We start from the raw sequence: 18,152 nt of genomic DNA on the forward strand, positions 1-18,152 counted from the left end.
CGCTCGCTAGGCTGGATCCGCCATGCTGCGAACCATCGACCTCCGCGGAACCCGTCCGACCCAGCGACAGCTGCTCGCGCTCGTGCCGCGTGCCGCGACGGATGTCTCCGCCGCGCTCGAGGTCGCGCGCACGCTCATCGACGACGTGCGAGAGCGGGGTGAGGCCGCGCTTCTCGACCAGGCCGAGCGACTCGACCGGGTGCGACCGTCGGCGGTCCGAGTTCCCGCCGAAGAGCTCCAGGAGGCGCTCGCCGGTCTCGCCCCCGGCATCCGCGATGCCATCGAGCACACCATAGCCCGAGTGCGTGCCGCGAGTGCGGCGCAGGTGCCGGTGCCGGAGACGACCGTGCTCGGCGACGGCGCGGTGATCGAGCAGCGCTGGCAGCCCGTCACCCGCGTCGGCCTCTACGTGCCCGGCGGCAAGGCCGTCTACCCGTCGAGCGTCGTCATGAACGTCGTGCCCGCGCAGGTCGCCGGCGTCCGTTCGATCGCGCTCGCCTCGCCGCCGCAAGCCCAGTTCGGCGGGCGCGTGCACCCAACTGTCGCCGGCGTCGCCGCGCTGCTCGGCATCACCGAGGTCTACGCGATGGGCGGTGCCGGGGCGATCGGCGCGTTCGCCTACGGCGTCGACGGCATCGGGCTCGATCCGGTGCAACGGGTCACCGGTCCCGGCAACGTCTACGTGGCGGCCGCCAAGCGGCTCGTGCAGGGCGTGACCGGCATCGACGCCGAAGCCGGCCCCACCGACATCCTCGTCATCGCCGACGACTCCGCCGACGCCGACTTCGTCGCGGCCGACCTCGTGAGCCAGGCCGAGCACGACGAACTCGCGGCAGCCGTGCTCGTCACCGATTCCGCCGCCTTCGCCGACGAAGTGCTCGAGCGGCTGGCCGAGCGTGTCGCGGGCACGAAGCACCGTGATCGCGTGCGCGAGGCGGTCATCGGCGCGCAGTCCGCCCTCGTGCTCGTCGACGACCTCGTGCAGGCGACCGACTTCGCCAACGCCTTCGGACCGGAGCACCTCGAGATCCAGGTGCGCGACACCGGCGACGTGCTCTCGCGCATCGAGAATGCGGGCGCGATCTTCGTCGGCGCCTACTCGCCGGTCAGTCTCGGCGACTATGCCGCGGGCTCGAACCACGTGCTGCCCACGGGAGGCCAGGCCCGCTATGCCGCCGGACTCTCGGCGGCGACGTTCCTGCGCCCGCAGCAGGTCATCCGCTACGACGAGGCGGCCCTCCGAGAGGTCGCCCCCGTCATCACTGCGCTCTCGACCGAGGAAGACCTCCCCGCACACGGCGAGGCCGTGACGGCGCGCTTCGATCGGCGCTGACGCCGGCGGGCGGCATCCGCTGCCCGGCTGCCGGCCGCCCGGCGCGGTCGCCCGGCGCGGTCGCCCGGTCGCCCACCGCCGCTAGGCTGGAAGCACCATGTACTGTCCGTTCTGCCGTCACCCCGATTCCCGTGTCATCGACTCGCGCACGAGCGACGACGGGCTCTCGATCCGTCGCCGTCGGCAGTGCCCCGAGTGCGGGCGGCGGTTCTCGACCACCGAGACGGCGAGTCTCGTCGTGATCAAGCGCAGTGGGGTGGTCGAGCCGTTCAGCCGCGAGAAGGTCGTGCTCGGCGTCAAGAAGGCCTGCCAGGGGCGACCCGTCACCGACTCAGACCTCGCCGTGCTCGCGCAGAAGGTCGAGGAGACCATCCGTTCGACGGGCGCATCGCAGATCGAGGCGAACGACATCGGTCTCGCCATCCTGCCGCCGCTCCGCGAACTCGACGAGGTGGCCTACCTTCGGTTCGCGAGCGTGTACCAGGCCTTCGAGTCGCTCGACGACTTCGACGCCGCCATCGGGCAGTTGCGCGCCGAGCACGGCCGGCTTCCGGCCCGCCCGGTCGAGTGAACCGTCGGCCGCACGTTGCGGCTCCGATAGCCTGAGTCCGGCATGTATCGACTTCTCTTCTCCCTCTTCCTCTCGCGCATGGATCCCGAAGACGCGCACCACCTGGCGTTCCGGCTCATCCAGCGGCTCCCGGCGATCGGTCTCGGCCGGCTCGTCGAACGGTTCACCGCTCCCGATCCGGCACTTCGTGTCGAGGCGCTCGGGCTTCGGTTCCCATCGCCGTTCGGCGTCGCCGCGGGCTTCGACAAAGACGGCTTCGCCGTGCGCGGGCTTGGCCAGCTCGGCTTCGGCCATGTCGAGGTCGGCACCATCACGGCGGTCGCACAGCCCGGCAATCCACGCCCGAGGCTGTTCCGGCTCCCAGCCGATCGCGCGCTCGTGAACCGCATGGGGTTCAACAACGGCGGTGCGGATGCCGCAGCCGGGCGGCTCTCGCGCCTGTCGCGCCGCACCGATCGACCGGTGCTCGGCGTGAACATCGGCAAGAGCCGCGTGACACCGGTCGACGAGGCCGTCGCCGACTACGAGCGCAGCGCGCGCGTGCTCGCGCCGTTCGCCGACTACCTCGTGGTCAACGTGAGCTCCCCGAACACGCCGGGCCTGCGCGGCCTGCAGGAGCTCGACGCGCTCACGCCTCTGCTCGAGTCGGTGAAGCTCGCTGCGGGGCAGACCCCGTTGCTCGTGAAGATCGCGCCCGATCTCGCCGATGACGAGGTCGTGCGCATCTGCGATCTCGTCGTGAGTCTGGGGCTCGACGGCATGGTCGCCACGAACACCACGATCGCTCGCGAAGGCCTGAAGGCGCCGGCATCCGCGGTCGAGGAGATCGGTGCGGGCGGCCTGTCGGGCGCCCCCCTCGCGGCTCGATCGCTCGCCGTGCTCCGGCTGATCCGCGACCGCGTGCCGGCCGAGCTCTGCGTCGTTTCGGTCGGGGGCGTCGAGACGGCGGCCGACGTGCAGGACCGCCTCGACGCCGGCGCCACGCTCGTGCAGGGCTACACCGCGTTCATCTACCGCGGTCCGCTCTGGGCGCGGCACGTGAATCGAGGGCTGCTTCGGTTCCGTCGCAACCGTGCCGCAATGGCGTCATCGCGGGCGGCCTAGCGGCCGAAAGCACCCGGCGAACCTGAGGACTTCTCGACCGTGTACCCCGATCAGAGCATGCCGACATCGGCGAGCTGGTCGGCGATGGTCGAGCCGTCGCTCGCCGAGACCCACGGCACGTCGTCTGCTCCGTGCTGCTCGGCCTTCGTTCGGCCACCGGCGAGCACGGCCTCACCAGTCGACAGACGGCGAATGGCGATCGCCGCGACGCGGTCCGGATGCTCTGCCGCGAATCGCGCGTAGAGCTCTTCGTCGTGCTGGCCATCATCGCCGATGAGCAACCACCGCACGTCGGGGAATTCCCCGGCGAGCCGCCTGAGGTTCTCCTCCTTGTGCGCACGGCCGCTGCGGAAGAGGCGGTCGTGCGTCGGTCCCCAGTCGGTGAGCAGGAGCGGCCCGGCCGGATAGAGGTTTCGTGAGAGGAACCTCGTGAGCGTCGGCGCGACGTTCCACGCGCCCGTCGAGAGGTAGATCACCGGCGCTCCCGGGTGGGAGCGCACGAGGCGCTCGAAGAGCACGGCCATACCGGGCGTGGGGATGCGTGCGTGCTCGTCGAGGACGAACGTGTTCCACGCTGCCACGAGGGGCCGCGGCAGCGCGGTGACCATGACCGTGTCGTCGACGTCGGAGATGATGCCGAAATGCACATCGGGGCCGACGATCCAGATGGGCGCCTCGACGGACTTGGAGCCTTCGGTGTGCAGCGTCGCCTGGTGCCAGCCGGGAGCGAGCTGCACCGGTACCCTCGTGTCGACGACGCCGCCACGGTCGGCGAGCACCTCGATGCGCTCACCGCCGACCTCGATGACGACGGACACGCCGCCGATCGGCACGCTCGTGAAGCTGCGCCAGCCGCGGATGCCCTGTTCGCCGCGGCGGCGGCGGCGCTTCGACGGTTCGTTCGGATCGACGGGCCGGCTGAGCAGCACACGGCAGAAGATGCGCACCCAATCGGTGGAGCCATATCCGGTGTACGGGACGATCGTGGGCACCTGTCCGCGACGGCGAGCCCAGCGTTCGCGCACCTCGTGCACCCAGTCTTCGAGGCGCGCGGCGCGATGCCGGACCTGGCGCTCTACGGATCCGGCCGGAGTTGGGGAGCTCGCCGGCATCCCCTCAGTCTGGCATGCAGCCACCGCGGGTTGCGAAACGCGCTCGGCGTGGATGGTGTCGTGTACCCCTTCCATCCCGATAGAGTGGACGCGCAACTGAGGAGGTTCCGTGCCGAATATCGACGTGATTCTGGGGGCCGAGTCCGCTCGGAAACGGCCGGTTCGCACAGAGCCCACGCAGCGGCGCAGTACGCAGCGGCTCGACGCCCTGCTCGATGCCGCTGCCGAGATCGTCGACGAGACCGGCTTCGAGCGGCTGACGACGCAGATGGTCGCCGAACGAGCCGGCGCGTCGATCGGCACCGTCTACCGATACTTCCCCGATCGTGTCGCCGTATTGCACGCGCTCCGTGAGCGTTCGATCCGGCGCTATCGCGAGAGGGTCGCCGACGAGCTGGCGCGCGTCGAGCTCACCAACTGGTGGGATGTCGTCGACGTCGCACTCGAAGCGAGCGCGGCCTCGTATCGCGAAGAGCCGGGCTTCAGCGTCGTGTATGGGGCCGAGCGCGAGACGGCGGCCGATGACATCGAGCCCGAGTTCGCGCACCGCATCGCACGCCTCATCGAGGCGGAGTTCGGCGGCGAGGCCGAGCCGACCGAATTGCGTTTCCGGTTGGGCATCGCGATCGAGCTCGGCGACGCGCTCATCAGCCGCGCGTTCGAGCGCGAGGCATCCGGCGACGAGCGCTACCTCGCCGAAGCGAAGCGCCTCGTGCACGCCTATCTCGCCGAGCACCTCGGTGAGGCGCTGCGCGCGAGCACCGCCGCCTGACGACGCGAGGCATCGCCCGACGACCGCGCGCTGTTGCGAGGTTTGCCTCCCGGCGCGAATGGTGTTTGGCTTGAATCCGCACGTCGAATGACCGCCCGACACGGGGATTGAGGCCAGATGATCGAGTTCCGCGGCGTCACCAAGCAGTTCCCCGATGGCACCGTGGCCGTCGCCGGCGTCGACATCGTCATGCCACCGCACAAGACGACCGTGCTCGTGGGTTCCTCCGGCTCCGGCAAGACCACCCTGTTGCGCATGATCAACCGCATGGTCGACCCCACGAGTGGCCAAGTGCTCATCGACGGAGCGGATGTCGCGACCGTCGACCCTGTGCGGTTGCGTCGCGGCATCGGCTACGTGATGCAGAACTCGGGCCTGCTGCCGCACCGCAAGGTCGTCGACAACATCGCGACCGTGCCGCTCCTGCGCGGCACGAGCAAGGCAGAGGCACGCGCGCACGCGCTCGAACTGCTCGACACGGTGGGCCTCGATCGCTCCCTCGCCGATCGGTATCCGAGCCAACTGTCGGGCGGGCAGCAGCAGCGCGTCGGCGTCGCGCGAGGCCTGGCAGTGGATCCGAACATCCTGTTGATGGACGAGCCGTTCGGGGCGGTCGATCCGATCGTGCGGGCCGAACTGCAACAGGAGTTGCTGCGCCTGCAGGGCGAGCTCGGCAAGACCGTCGTCTTCGTGACGCACGACATCGACGAAGCGTTCCTGCTCGGCGACCAGGTGGTGATCATGCAGCAGGGCGGCAAGATCTCGCAAGCGGCCTCGCCGACGGAGATCCTCGCGAACCCGGCCGACGACTTCGTAGCGGACTTCGTCGGGGCGAACCGCGGCAAGCGGACGCTGCATCTCACCCAGGTCGACGGTCGCAGCGTCGTCGTCGACGCCGACGGCCGCCCGGCTGGGATCCTGGCCCAGTGAACTGGCTCTGGTCGAACCTCGACCAGGTCGGCGAGCTCATCCTCGTGCACCTGGCATTGTCGGTGCCCGCGATCATACTGAGCTTCGTGGTTTCGGTTCCGATCGGATGGGTCGCCCACCGATCTCGGTGGGCGCACGGCGTGCTGCTGTCGCTCGTGGCACTCCTCTATGCCGTCCCGTCGCTCGCCCTGTTCATTGCGCTCCCCGCAGTGACCGGACTCGCCCTCCGATCGCCCGTGAACCTCGTGATCGCACTCACCCTCTACGGCATGGCCGTGATGGTGCGAACGGCGGCCGACGCGTTCGACGCCGTGGAGCGCGACGTGCTCCAGTCGGCCACGGCGATGGGCTACTCGACGGCCGGGCGCTTCTGGGCCGTGGAGCTTCCGCTCGCCGGCCCGGTGCTCCTTTCAGGCCTTCGGGTCGTCGTGGTGAGCACGGTGAGCCTCGCGACGGTCGGGGCGGTGATCGGGGTGCAGAGCCTCGGCAGTCTCTTCACCGACGGATTCCAGCGCGGCATCGAAGTCGAGATCATCGCCGGTATCGTCGCGACGATCGTGCTCGCGCTCGGGCTCGATTGGGTGCTGGTGCACGTCGGGCGGTTGCTCATGCCCTGGTCACGGCCCGAGGTGAAGAACGTCCGCGGCGAGCCGCCGCCCGTCGTCAAGCGGGTGGATGCCGCATGAACCTCTTCCTCGACGCCCTGGCGTGGCTCTTCGACCCGGCCCAGTGGAGCGGGTCGGGCAGCATCTCGCAGCGCATCGGCGAGCACTTGTGGATCTCCCTCGTCGTGCTCCTCATCGCGTCGGCCATCGCCCTGCCGGTGGGTGCGATCATCGGTCACAGCGGCCAGGGCCGCGAGCTCGCCATCAGGGTCTCGGGCGGGCTCCGCGCGCTTCCCACGCTCGGCGTGCTCACGCTCTTCGGCCTCTGGATCGGCATCGGGCTGTCGGCGCCGATCCTCGCCCTCGTCATCCTCGCGATCCCGCCGCTCCTCGCCGGCGCGTATGCGGGGTTCGAGTCGGTCGACCGGCACACCATAGACGCGGCGCGGGCGGTCGGCATGCGTGAGAGCCAGATCGTCGGCAAGGTCGAGCTGCCGCTCGGGATGCCGATCCTCGTCGGAGGCATCCGCTCGGCGACGCTCCAGATCATCGCCACGGCGACGCTCGCCGCGTTCATCGCCGATGCAGGGCTCGGCCGGTTCATCTTCGAGGGCCTGAAGATCCGGGACTACGGCGAGATGCTCGGCGGCTCCATCCTCGTCATCGTGCTCGCGATCGTCGTCGACGGATGCTTCGCCGTCACCCAACGCCTCGTGGTGCCCGCCGGAGTGCGGGCCACGAGGTCATCAGAGCTCCGCTCGGGGCCGGCCCGGCCACGAGCGGTCGTGGGACACGCCATCAATGAAGGGAATCAGTAGATGATCACAGCAGGAAAAGGCCGGCTCGCTGCCCTCGCAGCGGTCGCGGTCGGGGCGACAGTGGCCCTGGCAGGGTGCGCATCCGGTGATCCACTCGACGGGGGATCGGCCGATGGCAGCCCCTCCGAGACGATCGTCGTCGGTTCGCAGGACTACTACTCCAACGAGATCATCGCCGAGCTGTACGCCCAGGCGCTCGAGGAGAACGGGTTCACCGTCGATCGCCAGTTCCGGATCGGCCAGCGCGAGGTCTACATCCCCGAGATCGAGGGCGGCGGCATCGACGTCTTCCCCGAGTACACGGGCAACCTCCTGCAGTACTACGTGCCCGACACCGAGGCCACGACGAGCGACGACGTATACGCCGAGCTCGAGACCTCTCTGCCCGAGGGACTGCGAGTGCTCGACCAGTCGCCTGCGACCGACCAGGACTCCTACAACGTCACACGGGAGTTCTCCGAGGCGAACGGCGTCACGAGTCTCGCCGATCTTGCGAGCGTGACCACGCCGCTGACGCTCGGGGGCAACTCCGAACTGGAGACCCGACCGTATGGCCCTGAGGGGCTCAAGGAGGTGTACGGCGTCGACGTCGCCTTCACTCCGATCGAAGACAGCGGCGGGCCGTTGACGATCAAGGCCCTGGAAGACGGCCAGGTGCAACTGGTCAACATCTACAGTGCCAACCCGGCGATCGCTTCGAGCGACCTCGTGACGCTGGAGGATCCCGAAGGGCTCTTCCTCGCGTCGAACGTCGTGCCCGTCGTGAGCGAGAAGGTCACCGACGAGATCGCCGAGATCATCAACACGGTCAGTGCCGCGCTCACCGCCGAAGATCTCGTCGAGCTCAACGTCCTGAGTGTCGACGAGCAGCAGTCCGCCGAAGACATCGCTGCCGACTGGCTGGCCGAGCAGCAGCTCTTCTAGCGGTTCGCGTCGAGATTCGAGGGGTCGGATGCCGCGGCATCCGGCCCCTCGGCGGGTGCCGCGGCCTCCGCCATGTGCTTGGCTTCCGAGCGCATGAGGAGCTTCTTCACGCCCCAGACGCCGAGAAGGAAGATCGCGATCACGCCGACGAAGAGGTAGCCGGCCCAGTGCAGCTCACGGCTGAGCTCACGGTAACCGCCTGCGGCGAGCGAGCCGACACTGACGTAGGCGAATGACCATACGACGCAAGCGGGCACGGTCCATGCGAGGAAGCGCCGGTAGCGCATCGTGCTCATGCCGACGGTGAGCGGCACGAGCGAATGCAGCACGGGCAGGAAGCGCGAGATGAAGACCGCGGGTCCGCCGCGGCGATCGAGATAGCGCTGGGCCCGGTGCCAGTTGTGCTCGCCGATCCGCCGGCCGAGCCGCGAGTGCAGGAGGTGAGGCCCGAACCACCGTCCGAGCCCGAAGCCGATGGTCTCGCCGGCGAGTGCGCCGAGGATGACGGTGACGATGAGGGCGAAGTACTCGACGACGCTCCCGACCGCCGTCGAGGCGACGAGCACGACGGTGTCGCCCGGCACGACGAGCCCGATGAGCACTGAGGTCTCGAGGAGGATGCCGACGCCCGCGAGCAGGGTGCGGGCGATGGGATCGACGCTCTGCACGGTGTCGAGGATCCAGTCGAGGATCTCGTTCATATGCTCGAGCGTATCGAGTCGCGTGACCGGGTGCGTCAGCCTAGAGGAGGATTCCGAGCATTGCGGCGACGGGAAGAGCGACGAGCGCGGCGGATGCCGCGACCACCGCCGCGCGCAGGCCGAACGCCGGCTCGCCGCGATCGGATCCCAGCCGGGCGAGCCGCGCGTCGAGCATCGCGGCATCGGGACTCACCCCGCCCGCGTCGGCGTAGGCGCCGAGCTCGCCCTGGCTGCCGACTCGTTCGATGGCTCGCCGGAGCGGATCGGCGCCCACTTCGCGCCGAGCGCGATCGTCGGCGAGCATCTCAGTGAGCCATGCCACGGAGCGCTCAGCGCGATTCGCGATCGGGAACCAGGGGAGTGCGCTGTGCCAGGCACGGAAGGCCAGGAGCACGAGGTGATGGAATTGGTCGAGGTGGGCTCGCTCATGTGTGATGACCGCGGCGAGCTCGTCGTCGTCGAGCGCATCGACGAGCCCGGCGGTGAGCACGGTGGCGGTGCGGATGCCGGGCACGCAGTACGCGAACGGCACGGAGTGGGCCAGCACCCGCGTGTGCGGCTGGCCGGGCAGCGGGTCGCTCAACACGTCGATCAGCTGGTGCTGCCGGCGCCGTTCGCGCTCGGCCCGCACCGCGGTCGACACGAGATTCAACGCGAGGTGCACGGCGAGCAGGACCGCGAGTGCGAGCGCGGCGAGCTGTAGGAGGCCGAAACCCGGCGGGATGGGCCCGATGACGAGACGCGGGAGGAGCTGTGCGGCGGCGGCGAGCAGGGAGCCCGCCGGCGCGGCTCCGAAGGCGACGAGGCATCCGATCATCGACAGGCCGCCCGCGAGGGCGATCGCCTGCCACAGCGCGACGGCGACCGCGGGGGACCGGGCGGGCCACGAGGCACGGGAGAGGGCGACGGGGATCGGCCAGGCGAGGGCGAAGGCCAGCGCGCCGAGCGATGCCGCGACGACGAGCACGGTCAGCTGTGGGTGTGCTCGTCGAGCAGGCGCCGGAGGATGGCGGCTTCGCCGTCGCTCACCGAGCCGACGAAGCGGGCGAGCGCGGCGTCGCGGTCGCTCGCGCGGTCGAGCACCTCGTGCATGAGCTCGGCCGTGTGCTCTTCGCGGCTGAGGAGCGCACGGTAGCGGTGGGGACGCACGTCGCGTGCCCGGGAGACGAAGCCCTTGCGCTCGAGTCGTGAGAGCACGGTGAGCACCGTCGTGGTCGCTACGGCCCGCGCCGCCCCCTCGCCGCGCTCGGCGAGACGGTCGCGCAACTCGTTGGCGGTGAGGGCGGCGTCGTTGTTCCACAAGAGCTCCATCACGGAGCGCTCCAGTTCACCGAGACTCGCCATGCCACCAGACTACCGTCGGCGCGCCAATGTTCTACGCTCTGTAGAAGAATGTTCTACACGCTGTAGAACAACGAGGCCGCGAGGCGATCGTGTGAGAAGGGGCATCCGTGAACGAACTGCTCGACCCCCTGCTGCTGTCGAGATGGCAGTTCGGCCTCACCACCATCTACCACTTCCTCTTCGTCCCGCTCACGATCGGCCTCGCGAGCACCGCCGCCGTCTTCCAGACCGCCTGGTACCGCACCGGCAAGGCTGAGTACCTCCGCATCACGCGGTTCTTCGGCACGATCTTCCTCATCAACTTCGCGATGGGCGTCGTCACGGGTATCGTGCAGGAGTTCCAATTCGGCATGAACTGGTCGGAGTACTCCCGTTTCGTCGGCGACGTGTTCGGCGCACCGCTCGCGCTCGAGGGCCTGCTGGCGTTCTTCTTCGAGGCGACCTTCATCGGACTCTGGATCTTCGGGTGGGACAAGCTGCCACGCGGCCTCCATCTCGCCACGATCTGGGCGACCGCGATCGGCAGCATCATGTCGGCGTACTTCATCATCGCGGCGAACGCGTTCATGCAGAACCCCGTCGGCTACGAGATGAATGCCGAGAAGGGGCGCGCCGAACTCGTCGACATCTGGGCGCTGCTGACGAACCCCGTTGCCGTCGCCGCGTTCCCGCACACGATCGCGGCGAGCTTCATGGTCGCGGCGGGGCTCATCATCAGCGCCGCAGCCTGGCACCTCGCCCGCAACCAGCACCTCGACACCATGCGCACCGCGTTGAAGTTCGGCCTGTGGACGATGGTCGTCGCAGGCGCGCTCACGACACTGTTCGGCGACCAGCTGAGCCTCGCCATGGTCGAGACCCAGCCCATGAAGATGGCCGCCGCCGAAGCCACCTACGACACGGTCTGCGGCGCGGATGCCTCGTTCTCGCTCTTCACCCTCGGCACGCCCGACGGCTCCACCGAGCTGTTCTCGATCAGGGTGCCCTACTTGCTCTCGTTCCTCTCGACGCACACGTTCGACGGATGCGTCGAGGGCATCAACGACCTCCAGGCGCAGTACACCGAGCTCTACGGACCGGGCGACTACGCGCCGATCATCTGGGTCACCTACTGGGCGTTCCGGTGGATGATCGGCCTCGGTATGCTGCACGTCTTCATCGCCGTGGTCGGCCTCTGGCTCACCCGCAGGGGGCGGATGCCGCGGCATCCGCTGGTCTGGAAGGCCGCGATCTGGAGCTTCCCGCTCTCGCTCGCCGCGATGATCGTCGGCTGGGTCTTCACCGAGATGGGGCGGCAGCCGTGGATCGTGTTCAGCCTGATGCCCACCGAGTCGGCGGTCTCGCCGAATGTGAGCGGGCTCGAGGTGCTCATCTCGCTCGTCGCCTTCACCCTGATCTACGGCGCGCTCGCGGTCGTCGAGGTGCGACTCGTCATCCGCGCGATCAGGAGCGGGCCGCCCGAGGTGGGCGAACCCGATCCCGAGACCGGCCGCGTCGAGCCCGTCACGACGGTGTACTAGGAGGAGTCGGACATGGATCTGCCTGTGCTGTGGTTCTGGATCGTCGCGTTCCTCTTCGTCGGCTACTTCGTGCTCGACGGTTTCGACTTCGGCGTCGGGATGTCGCTGCCGCTGCTGGGTCGCGACGAGACCGACCGACGCGTGCTCATCAACACGATCGGCCCGGTGTGGGACCTCAACGAGACGTGGGTCATCGTCGCGGGCGCCTCGCTCTTCGCGGCGTTCCCGGAGTGGTACGCGACCCTGTTCTCGGGGTTCTACCTCCCGTTGCTGCTCATCCTGCTCGCGCTCATCGCCCGCGGCGTCTCGTTCGAGTACCGGCACCAGCGCCCGGAGGCGGCGTGGAAGCGCCGGTTCGACGGCATGATCACCGTGGGCTCGGCCGTGCCCGCGCTGCTGTGGGGCGTCGCCTTCGCGAACATCGTCCAGGGCGTGCCCCTCGATGCCGGGCACAACTACACCGGCACCGTCGTCGACCTGCTGAATCCCTATGCCCTCCTCGGCGGGGTGACGACGCTGCTCCTCTTCCTCACCCACGGCGCGGTGTTCGTCTCGCTGAAGACGGAGGGCGAGTTGCGGCAGCGGGCACGGCACCTCGCGACCCGGGCGGGAGCCGTGACCATCGTCGTCGCTGCGGCGTTCCTCCTCTGGACGGGGCTCGCCTTCGGCACCCCGTGGTTCTGGGTCCTCGCCCTCGTCGCGGCGGTCGCCCTGGTCGGCGGCTGGCTCGCGAACGCGCGCGCGGCGGAGCGCACGGCCTTCTCCCTGCTCGCGATCACCATCGCGTCCGTGGTGCTCGCGCTGTTCTCGGCGCTGTTTCCCGAGGTCATGCCGGCGTCGAACGACGCCGCGAACAGCCTCACGATCGCGAACGCGTCGAGCTCGACGTACACGCTCACCGTCATGAGCTGGACGGCGCTCATCTTCCTGCCGCTCGTGCTCGTCTATCAGGGTTGGACCTACTGGGTGTTCCGGAAGCGAGTCACCCGGGCCTCGATCGACGCTGCGGCGCATTGACGTGAAACCCCTCGACCCTCGACTCGTGCTGCGCTCCCGCGCCGCTCGCGGCTTCCTCCTGTCGGGCGCCGCACTCGCCCTCCTGCAGGCCGCAGCCACGATCGCATTCGCGTGGTCGCTCACGGCCCTCGTCACGGGGTTCATCGGTGGCGCGTCGCCGGCGGGCAGCCGCGGTGCGCTCGTGGTGCTGCTCGCCGCGGCATCCGTGCGCGCTCTCGCTGGATGGCTCTGGGAGTGGGTCGGCTCCGCCGGCGCGATGCGGGTGAAGTCGGAATTGCGCGACGACCTGCTCGCAGCGCTAGAACAGCGGCCCGGCGGCATCCGGAGCCTCACGATCGCACGCGCCGCGACGCTGCTGGGCCCGGGGCTCGACGCACTCGACGAGTACTTCGGACGCTACCTGCCGCAACTCGTGCTCACCGTGGTCGCGACTCCCGTGCTCGTCATCTCCGTGTGGGTGGCGGACTGGCTCTCTGGGCTCATCCTGGTCATCGTGCTGCCGCTCATCCCGGTGTTCATGGCGCTCATCGGCATGGCGACGGGCGCCGTGCAGCGGCGGCAGTGGCGGCGGCTGGAATCGCTGTCGAAGGGATTCCTCGAGGTGGTCGGCGGACTGTCGACGCTCATGGTGTTCGGGCGGGCCGAACGCCAGGTCGGCCGCATTCGCGACGTCACCGACGCCTACCGGTCGAGCACGATGAAGGTGCTGCGCGTGACGTTCCTCTCGGGCTTCACCCTCGAACTCGCCGGCAGCCTCTCGGTCGCGCTCGTGGCGGTGTCGATCGGGCTCCGACTCGTCGCGGGGGACTTCTCGCTCGCGCCGGGACTCTTCGTGCTCGTGCTCGCGCCCGAGGTCTTCCTTCCGATCCGCAACGTCGGAGCCGCCTTCCATGCGTCGACGGCCGGTCTGGAGGCCTCGCGCGACGCCCTCGACGCGCTCGAGCAGGCCGAGGCGGCGGACGTGCCTTCGCCAGTGGCGGAAGCTGATCCGACGGGAGCCACGGATGCCGCGGGCCTCCGAGTTCGCGACCTCCGGGTGATCCGCGACGGCGCCGTGGTGCTGGAGGGCCTGACCTTCGACGTCGCGCCGGGTGAGTTCGTGGTCGTGACTGGTGACAGCGGCTCGGGCAAGTCGAGCCTCCTCTCGGCGATCCTCGGGTTCGCCGATTTCGAGGGCGAGGTGACCATCGACGGCGTGCCGGTCGGTGCCGCGACGCGCTCGAACACCGCGTGGGCCGGCCAGGCGCCGCACCTGCTCGCGGGCAACATCGCCGAGAACGTGCGGTTGGGGCATCCGGATGCCGCGCCGCAACTGATCGAACGTGCCCTCCGCCTCGGTGGCGTCGACCTGCCGAGTCATCGCACCCTCGGGCCGAGCGGTGCGGGGCTGTCGGGCGGTCAGGCGCAACGCGTCGCGACGGCACGCGCAGTGCATCGCCTGCTCGCCGCCGACGCTCGCGTCCTCCTGCTCGACGAACCGAGCTCCGCGCTCGACGCCGATCGTGAGCTGGAGCTCGGCCGGCGCCTCCGGGAGCTCGCCCGCGACGGCCGGGCCGTGCTCGTCACGACGCACCGACCGGGGCTCGCCGAGGTAGCGGACCGCACCGTCTCCCTGTCGGAGGCGGCCTGTGTCTGACCGCTCAACCGCCGTGCTGCGGCACGCCGTGCCGCCACTCCGCCGCCTCGTGCCGCCGGTGCTGCTCGGCATCGCCGCCGGGCTCTCGAGCGTCGCGCTGCTCGCCGCGAGCGCGTGGCTCATCGTGCGGGCCGCCGAACAGCCGCCGGTACTGTACCTCTCGCTCGGCGTCGTCGGCGTGCGCGCCTTCGCGCTCGGGCGAGCCGTGTTCCGGTACCTGGAGCGCCTCGCCGGGCATGACGCGGCGTTCCAGCAGCTCGCGACGATCCGCGCGGGCGTGTTCGAGCGACTGCTGCCGATCGCGCCCGATGGTCTCGCCGCCACACGTCGCGGCGACCTGCTCGCGCGCTTCGTCGGCGATATCGACGAGCTCCAGAGTGTCTCGCTCCGCATCGTGCAGCCCGTCGTGAGCGCCTCGGTGGTGGTGGTCGTCGCCGTCGCCGGCCTCGCGTGGCTCGCCCCTGCCTCGGCCCTCGCGGCGGCCGGATGCCTCGTCGCGGGCATCATCGTCGCGATCGTCGCGCAGCAGGTCATCGCGGTGCGCGCCGACCGGCACATCGCGCCCCTTCGAGGCGAGTTGCAGGCGGCCGTGGTCGAGCACGTGCACGCACTCGACGTGCTCGTCGCGTTCGATGCCGCTGCGACCGGGCGTGCGCACATCCGACGGCTGGGGGAACGGCTCGAGCAGGCGACCCGCAGACGGGCGTCGGCCGTGGGCATCACGACGGCGGCGATGAGTGCGGTGGGCGGATTCGCTGCGGCGGCGAGCATGTGGGCGGCAGAGCCGTTGATCGACGGTGGCCGGATCGACGCGCCGACGTTCGCGGTGCTGTGCCTCGTGCCGCTCGCGATCGCCGAGGTCTCTGCAGCTCTGCCGATCGCGGTGGGGTTCCTTCGCACTGCGCAGACGAGTGCCGAACGCGTCGCCGATGCCGTGCCCGACGTCGTTCCCGACGGCGTGCCGATCCCGCCGGCTGCCGCGGCCGAATCGCCGAGTCGATCCGGGGCACCCGCGCTCCGTCTCCGTGGAGTCTCTGCCCGGTGGCCGCGCATCGCGGGTGGCGAGGATTCGCATATGGGCGTCTCGCGGGTCGCTGAGCTGAGCGTGGCATCGTCGGACCTCGGTCCCCTCGACTTCGACGTCGAACCCGGGGAGCGCGTGCTCGTCGAGGGCCCGTCGGGCTCGGGCAAGACGACCCTCGCCCACGTGCTCGTGCGGTTCCTCGAGTACAAGGGATCGTACCGACTGGGCGGTGCAGAGGTTCGCGACCTCGATCCGATGGAGGTTCGGCGCATCGTCGGTCTCGTCGAGCAGCGCCCGTGGCTCTTCGACGAGGACATTCGCCAGAATCTCCTCTTCGCGCGAGACACTGCGAGCGACGAGGAACTCCTTGCCGTGCTCGCCCGAGTGGGACTCGCGGACTGGGTGGCCGAGCGCGGCGGACTCGGTGCGCCCGTCGGCGAGCGCGGTGCACTCGTCTCGGGAGGGCAGGCCCAGCGCATCGCCCTCGCTCGCGCGATGCTCGCCGACTTCCCCGTACTCGTGCTCGACGAACCGACGACGAGCGTGGATCCAGACCGCGCCGACTCGCTGTTGCGCGACCTCCTCACCGCCGCGGGGCCCGGCCGATCGGTCGTGGTCATCTCGCACACCGGCGCCCCGCGAGAGCTCATCGACCGGGCGATCTCCGTGAAGCCGGCCATGGCGTCGCCACTGCTCCACTCCGACGCTTAAGGGATCGAGAGCTCCGATCGGTCGTCGAATCCGAGCGCATCGCGCACGCCTGTTGCGTATCGCGCCCGAGATGTGGCGCGTTGTGGCGCCCATCTGGTTGACTCTCGTCCATATCGGCCTGCGACACCTGATGCTGAGGAGCATTTCGCCATGAGAGCCACGATCACCGGTACCACCCTCGCCGTCACCGCCGCGCTCCTGTTGGGTGCGGCACCCGCCTACGCACACGATGAAGTGTGGGTCGACGACAGCACCATGGACTCGGGAAAGGAGACGCACAACCATCACGCCCAGCACGGCGAGGAGGAGGGCCATCTGCCCGCCACGAATGAGAACGTCGACCTCATCGGCAATCTCGACCTCTTCGGCGATGAAGAGCAGCCCGGCCGTATCGCCGACGTCTCGGCCTACGGCAACTACGCCTACCTGACCGCATTCTGGGAGCCCGAGTGTGACCGCGGCGGGGTGTACATCGCCGACATCTCCGACCCTGCATCGCCCGAGTTCGTGTCCCTGGTCCCAAGCCACCGCGGCACGTTCAGCGGCGAGGGCTCGCAAGTGATCCACCTCGAGACGAAGTACTTCAGCGGCGAAGTGCTCGCCTTCCAGAACGAGATCTGCCCGGGTGAGACGAAGGGCATCGGCGGCATCACGCTCGTCGATGTCACCGACCCGACGAAGCCGAAGAAGCTCGTCGAGGGATTCGGCGACTTCACCGTGAACGGCAAAGCGCAGACCATGTCGAACGAGACCCACTCGGTGCGCATGTGGACCGACGGCGACAAGGCGTACGCCGTGCTCGTCGACGACGAGGAGGACACCGACGTCGACATCCTCGACATCACGGACCCGTCGAAGCCGAAGCTCATCTCCGAGACCTCGCTCGACGCCGACACGGCACAGGCACCCGGGGTGGTGCACGGTGACGCGGTGTTCCTCCACGACATGGTCGTCGAGGAGATCGACGGCGTCCAGACGATGCTCGCCTCGTACTGGGACGGCGGTTACGCGAAGCTCAACGTCGACGACCCGGCCAACCCCGTGTTCATCGCCGACACCGACTTCGAGGCGAACGACCCGGTCCGTGCCGAGTTCGGTGAGACGATCTCGCCTGAGGGCAATGCGCACCAGGCCGAGTTCACGAAAGACAACGAGTACTTCATCGCCACCGACGAGGACTTCGATCCGTACCGCGTCACCGCCACCATGGAGGACGGCACCGAGTTCACCGCCGTCCAGGGCTCCGACGTACCGCAGATCGACGCCGACACCAGCCTTGCCGGCGGTACCCGCTATCTCGGCCTCGCGTGCGACGCCGCTTCGGTGCCGCCCGCCGATGACACGGCGAGCGTCGCGGTCATCGAGCGTGGCGTGTGCGACTTCGTCGTGAAGGTGCAGAACGCCGAGGCCGCCGGGTACGCAGGAGTGATCGTGTTCAACCGAACCGGGGTCGATGGCTGCGACTCGCTCGTGTCGATGCTCGTCGATGCCGGCATCCCCGCGGTGTTCGTCTCGCGCACCGACGGATTCCGCATCCTGACGGGCGGGGTTCCGGCCGACTACACGTGCGACGCATCGGGTGCCGGCACCCTGATCCCGGCGGCGGTCGGTGCGTCCGGCCAGGATGTCGACATCTCGGCGATCTTCGACGGATGGGGCTACGTGCACCTGTTCGACGCGAACACGATGCAGGACGTCGACCAGTACTACGTGCCCGAGAGCCAGAACCCGGCGTACGCGTCGGGCTTCGGCGACCTCTCGGTGCACGAGGTCGCGACCGATCCCGATGAGAACCTCGCCTACATCTCGTACTACGCGGCGGGATTCCGGGTCGTGAGCTACGGGCCTGACGGCATGGAGGAAGTCGGGCACTTCATCGACGAGGGCGGCAACAACTTCTGGGGCGTCGAGGTGCATGAGCACCCGAACGGCCAGGAGTACGTACTGGCCTCCGACCGTGACAGCGGCCTGTACATCTTCCAGTACAACGCTCCGTGATCGGCTGAAGGGCTGAACGGATGACGGTGGGT

17 protein-coding genes are annotated in these 18,152 nt (G+C 69.3%); 13 read left to right on the plus strand and 4 right to left on the minus strand.

The window, feature by feature from the left end; translation table 11 throughout:
• Nucleotides 1–22: 22 nt before the first annotated feature.
• The 3 genes from hisD (at nucleotide 23) to QFZ29_RS06860 (ending at nucleotide 3,008) form a co-directional block, all read left to right on the plus strand.
• Nucleotides 23–1,333: a histidinol dehydrogenase gene (gene hisD, locus QFZ29_RS06850; protein ID WP_306893443.1), complete on the plus strand. Its 1,311-nt coding sequence runs from the start codon at nucleotides 23–25 to the stop codon at nucleotides 1,331–1,333.
• A 97-nt stretch (nucleotides 1,334–1,430) separates the two neighbouring features.
• A complete protein-coding gene (nrdR, locus tag QFZ29_RS06855; RefSeq protein WP_129520506.1) occupies nucleotides 1,431–1,904 on the plus strand; it encodes a transcriptional regulator NrdR in 474 nt (157 codons plus the stop codon).
• 42 nt (nucleotides 1,905–1,946) lie between these two features.
• Entirely contained in the window at nucleotides 1,947–3,008 is a 1,062-nt protein-coding gene (locus QFZ29_RS06860) for a quinone-dependent dihydroorotate dehydrogenase (RefSeq protein ID WP_306893444.1), read from the plus strand.
• Nucleotides 3,009–3,058: 50 nt separating this feature from the next.
• On the opposite strand, the gene QFZ29_RS06865 is transcribed toward QFZ29_RS06860, so the two are convergent.
• Nucleotides 3,059–4,120 carry an App1 family protein gene (locus QFZ29_RS06865; protein WP_306893445.1) on the minus strand — a complete coding sequence of 354 codons (1,062 nt, stop codon included), beginning with the start codon at nucleotides 4,118–4,120 and terminating at the stop codon, nucleotides 3,059–3,061.
• Between the two features lie 109 nt (nucleotides 4,121–4,229).
• On the opposite strand from QFZ29_RS06865, the gene QFZ29_RS06870 reads away from it, so the two are divergent.
• The 5 genes from QFZ29_RS06870 (at nucleotide 4,230) to QFZ29_RS06890 (ending at nucleotide 8,169) form a co-directional block, all read left to right on the plus strand.
• On the plus strand, nucleotides 4,230–4,892 hold the full coding sequence (locus QFZ29_RS06870; RefSeq protein ID WP_306893446.1) for a TetR/AcrR family transcriptional regulator: 663 nt from the start codon (nucleotides 4,230–4,232) through the stop codon (nucleotides 4,890–4,892).
• A 117-nt stretch (nucleotides 4,893–5,009) separates the two neighbouring features.
• On the plus strand, nucleotides 5,010–5,822 hold the full coding sequence (locus QFZ29_RS06875; RefSeq protein WP_306893447.1) for an ABC transporter ATP-binding protein: 813 nt from the start codon (nucleotides 5,010–5,012) through the stop codon (nucleotides 5,820–5,822).
• Nucleotides 5,819–6,508 carry an ABC transporter permease gene (locus QFZ29_RS06880; RefSeq protein ID WP_306893448.1) on the plus strand — a complete coding sequence of 230 codons (690 nt, stop codon included), beginning with the start codon at nucleotides 5,819–5,821 and terminating at the stop codon, nucleotides 6,506–6,508. The genes QFZ29_RS06875 and QFZ29_RS06880 overlap by 4 nt, the downstream gene beginning before the upstream one ends.
• Complete coding sequence (locus tag QFZ29_RS06885; RefSeq protein ID WP_306893449.1) at nucleotides 6,505–7,245, plus strand: ABC transporter permease; 741 nt, start codon at nucleotides 6,505–6,507, stop codon at nucleotides 7,243–7,245. The genes QFZ29_RS06880 and QFZ29_RS06885 overlap by 4 nt, the downstream gene beginning before the upstream one ends.
• Nucleotides 7,246–8,169 (plus strand): ABC transporter substrate-binding protein, encoded by a 924-nt coding sequence (locus QFZ29_RS06890; protein WP_306893450.1) that lies wholly within the window; start codon nucleotides 7,246–7,248, stop codon nucleotides 8,167–8,169.
• Here the strand turns inward: QFZ29_RS06890 and QFZ29_RS06895 are convergent.
• Genes QFZ29_RS06895 through QFZ29_RS06905 form a run of 3 tightly spaced genes read right to left on the minus strand, consistent with a single transcriptional unit; the run spans nucleotide 8,166 to nucleotide 10,214 of the window.
• A complete protein-coding gene (locus QFZ29_RS06895; protein ID WP_306893451.1) occupies nucleotides 8,166–8,870 on the minus strand; it encodes a DedA family protein in 705 nt (234 codons plus the stop codon). The genes QFZ29_RS06890 and QFZ29_RS06895 overlap by 4 nt on opposite strands.
• A gap of 40 nt (nucleotides 8,871–8,910) precedes the next feature.
• Nucleotides 8,911–9,837, minus strand: coding sequence for a M56 family metallopeptidase (locus tag QFZ29_RS06900; RefSeq protein ID WP_306893452.1), 927 nt, complete (start codon nucleotides 9,835–9,837; stop codon nucleotides 8,911–8,913).
• A gap of 2 nt (nucleotides 9,838–9,839) precedes the next feature.
• Nucleotides 9,840–10,214, minus strand: a complete 375-nt coding sequence (locus QFZ29_RS06905; RefSeq protein WP_306893453.1) for a BlaI/MecI/CopY family transcriptional regulator — start codon at nucleotides 10,212–10,214, stop codon at nucleotides 9,840–9,842.
• Nucleotides 10,215–10,321: 107 nt separating this feature from the next.
• Between QFZ29_RS06905 and QFZ29_RS06910 the strand changes: the two genes are divergently transcribed.
• The 5 genes from QFZ29_RS06910 to QFZ29_RS06930 all read left to right on the plus strand — a co-directional run bounded on the left by QFZ29_RS06910 (nucleotide 10,322) and on the right by QFZ29_RS06930 (nucleotide 18,120).
• A complete protein-coding gene (locus QFZ29_RS06910; protein ID WP_306893454.1) occupies nucleotides 10,322–11,734 on the plus strand; it encodes a cytochrome ubiquinol oxidase subunit I in 1,413 nt (470 codons plus the stop codon).
• A gap of 12 nt (nucleotides 11,735–11,746) precedes the next feature.
• Complete coding sequence (gene cydB, locus QFZ29_RS06915; protein WP_306893455.1) at nucleotides 11,747–12,751, plus strand: cytochrome d ubiquinol oxidase subunit II; 1,005 nt, start codon at nucleotides 11,747–11,749, stop codon at nucleotides 12,749–12,751.
• A 1-nt stretch (nucleotide 12,752) separates the two neighbouring features.
• On the plus strand, nucleotides 12,753–14,387 hold the full coding sequence (cydD, locus tag QFZ29_RS06920; RefSeq protein ID WP_306893456.1) for a thiol reductant ABC exporter subunit CydD: 1,635 nt from the start codon (nucleotides 12,753–12,755) through the stop codon (nucleotides 14,385–14,387).
• Nucleotides 14,380–16,122 (plus strand): thiol reductant ABC exporter subunit CydC, encoded by a 1,743-nt coding sequence (cydC, locus tag QFZ29_RS06925; protein ID WP_306893457.1) that lies wholly within the window; start codon nucleotides 14,380–14,382, stop codon nucleotides 16,120–16,122. Before cydD ends, cydC begins: the two co-directional genes overlap by 8 nt.
• A gap of 150 nt (nucleotides 16,123–16,272) precedes the next feature.
• Complete coding sequence (locus QFZ29_RS06930) at nucleotides 16,273–18,120, plus strand: PA domain-containing protein (protein WP_306893458.1); 1,848 nt, start codon at nucleotides 16,273–16,275, stop codon at nucleotides 18,118–18,120.
• The last annotated feature ends 32 nt before the right edge of the window (nucleotides 18,121–18,152 follow it).

This window comes from Agromyces albus (assembly GCF_030815405.1).
GTDB lineage: Bacteria > Actinomycetota > Actinomycetes > Actinomycetales > Microbacteriaceae > Agromyces > Agromyces albus_A.

Bases quoted from the DNA above. Each gene is read 5' to 3' on its own strand.
- hisD (WP_306893443.1), top strand. From the start codon at position 23: ATGCTGCGAACCATCGACCTCCGCGGAACCCGTCCGACCCAGCGACAG.
- nrdR (WP_129520506.1), top strand. From the start codon at position 1,431: ATGTACTGTCCGTTCTGCCGTCACCCCGATTCCCGTGTCATCGACTCG.
- QFZ29_RS06860 (WP_306893444.1), top strand. From the start codon at position 1,947: ATGTATCGACTTCTCTTCTCCCTCTTCCTCTCGCGCATGGATCCCGAA.
- QFZ29_RS06865 (WP_306893445.1), bottom strand. From the start codon at position 4,120: ATGCCGGCGAGCTCCCCAACTCCGGCCGGATCCGTAGAGCGCCAGGTC.
- QFZ29_RS06875 (WP_306893447.1), top strand. From the start codon at position 5,010: ATGATCGAGTTCCGCGGCGTCACCAAGCAGTTCCCCGATGGCACCGTG.
- QFZ29_RS06885 (WP_306893449.1), top strand. From the start codon at position 6,505: ATGAACCTCTTCCTCGACGCCCTGGCGTGGCTCTTCGACCCGGCCCAG.
- QFZ29_RS06890 (WP_306893450.1), top strand. From the start codon at position 7,246: ATGATCACAGCAGGAAAAGGCCGGCTCGCTGCCCTCGCAGCGGTCGCG.
- QFZ29_RS06895 (WP_306893451.1), bottom strand. From the start codon at position 8,870: ATGAACGAGATCCTCGACTGGATCCTCGACACCGTGCAGAGCGTCGAT.
- QFZ29_RS06905 (WP_306893453.1), bottom strand. From the start codon at position 10,214: ATGGCGAGTCTCGGTGAACTGGAGCGCTCCGTGATGGAGCTCTTGTGG.
- cydB (WP_306893455.1), top strand. From the start codon at position 11,747: ATGGATCTGCCTGTGCTGTGGTTCTGGATCGTCGCGTTCCTCTTCGTC.
- QFZ29_RS06930 (WP_306893458.1), top strand. From the start codon at position 16,273: ATGAGAGCCACGATCACCGGTACCACCCTCGCCGTCACCGCCGCGCTC.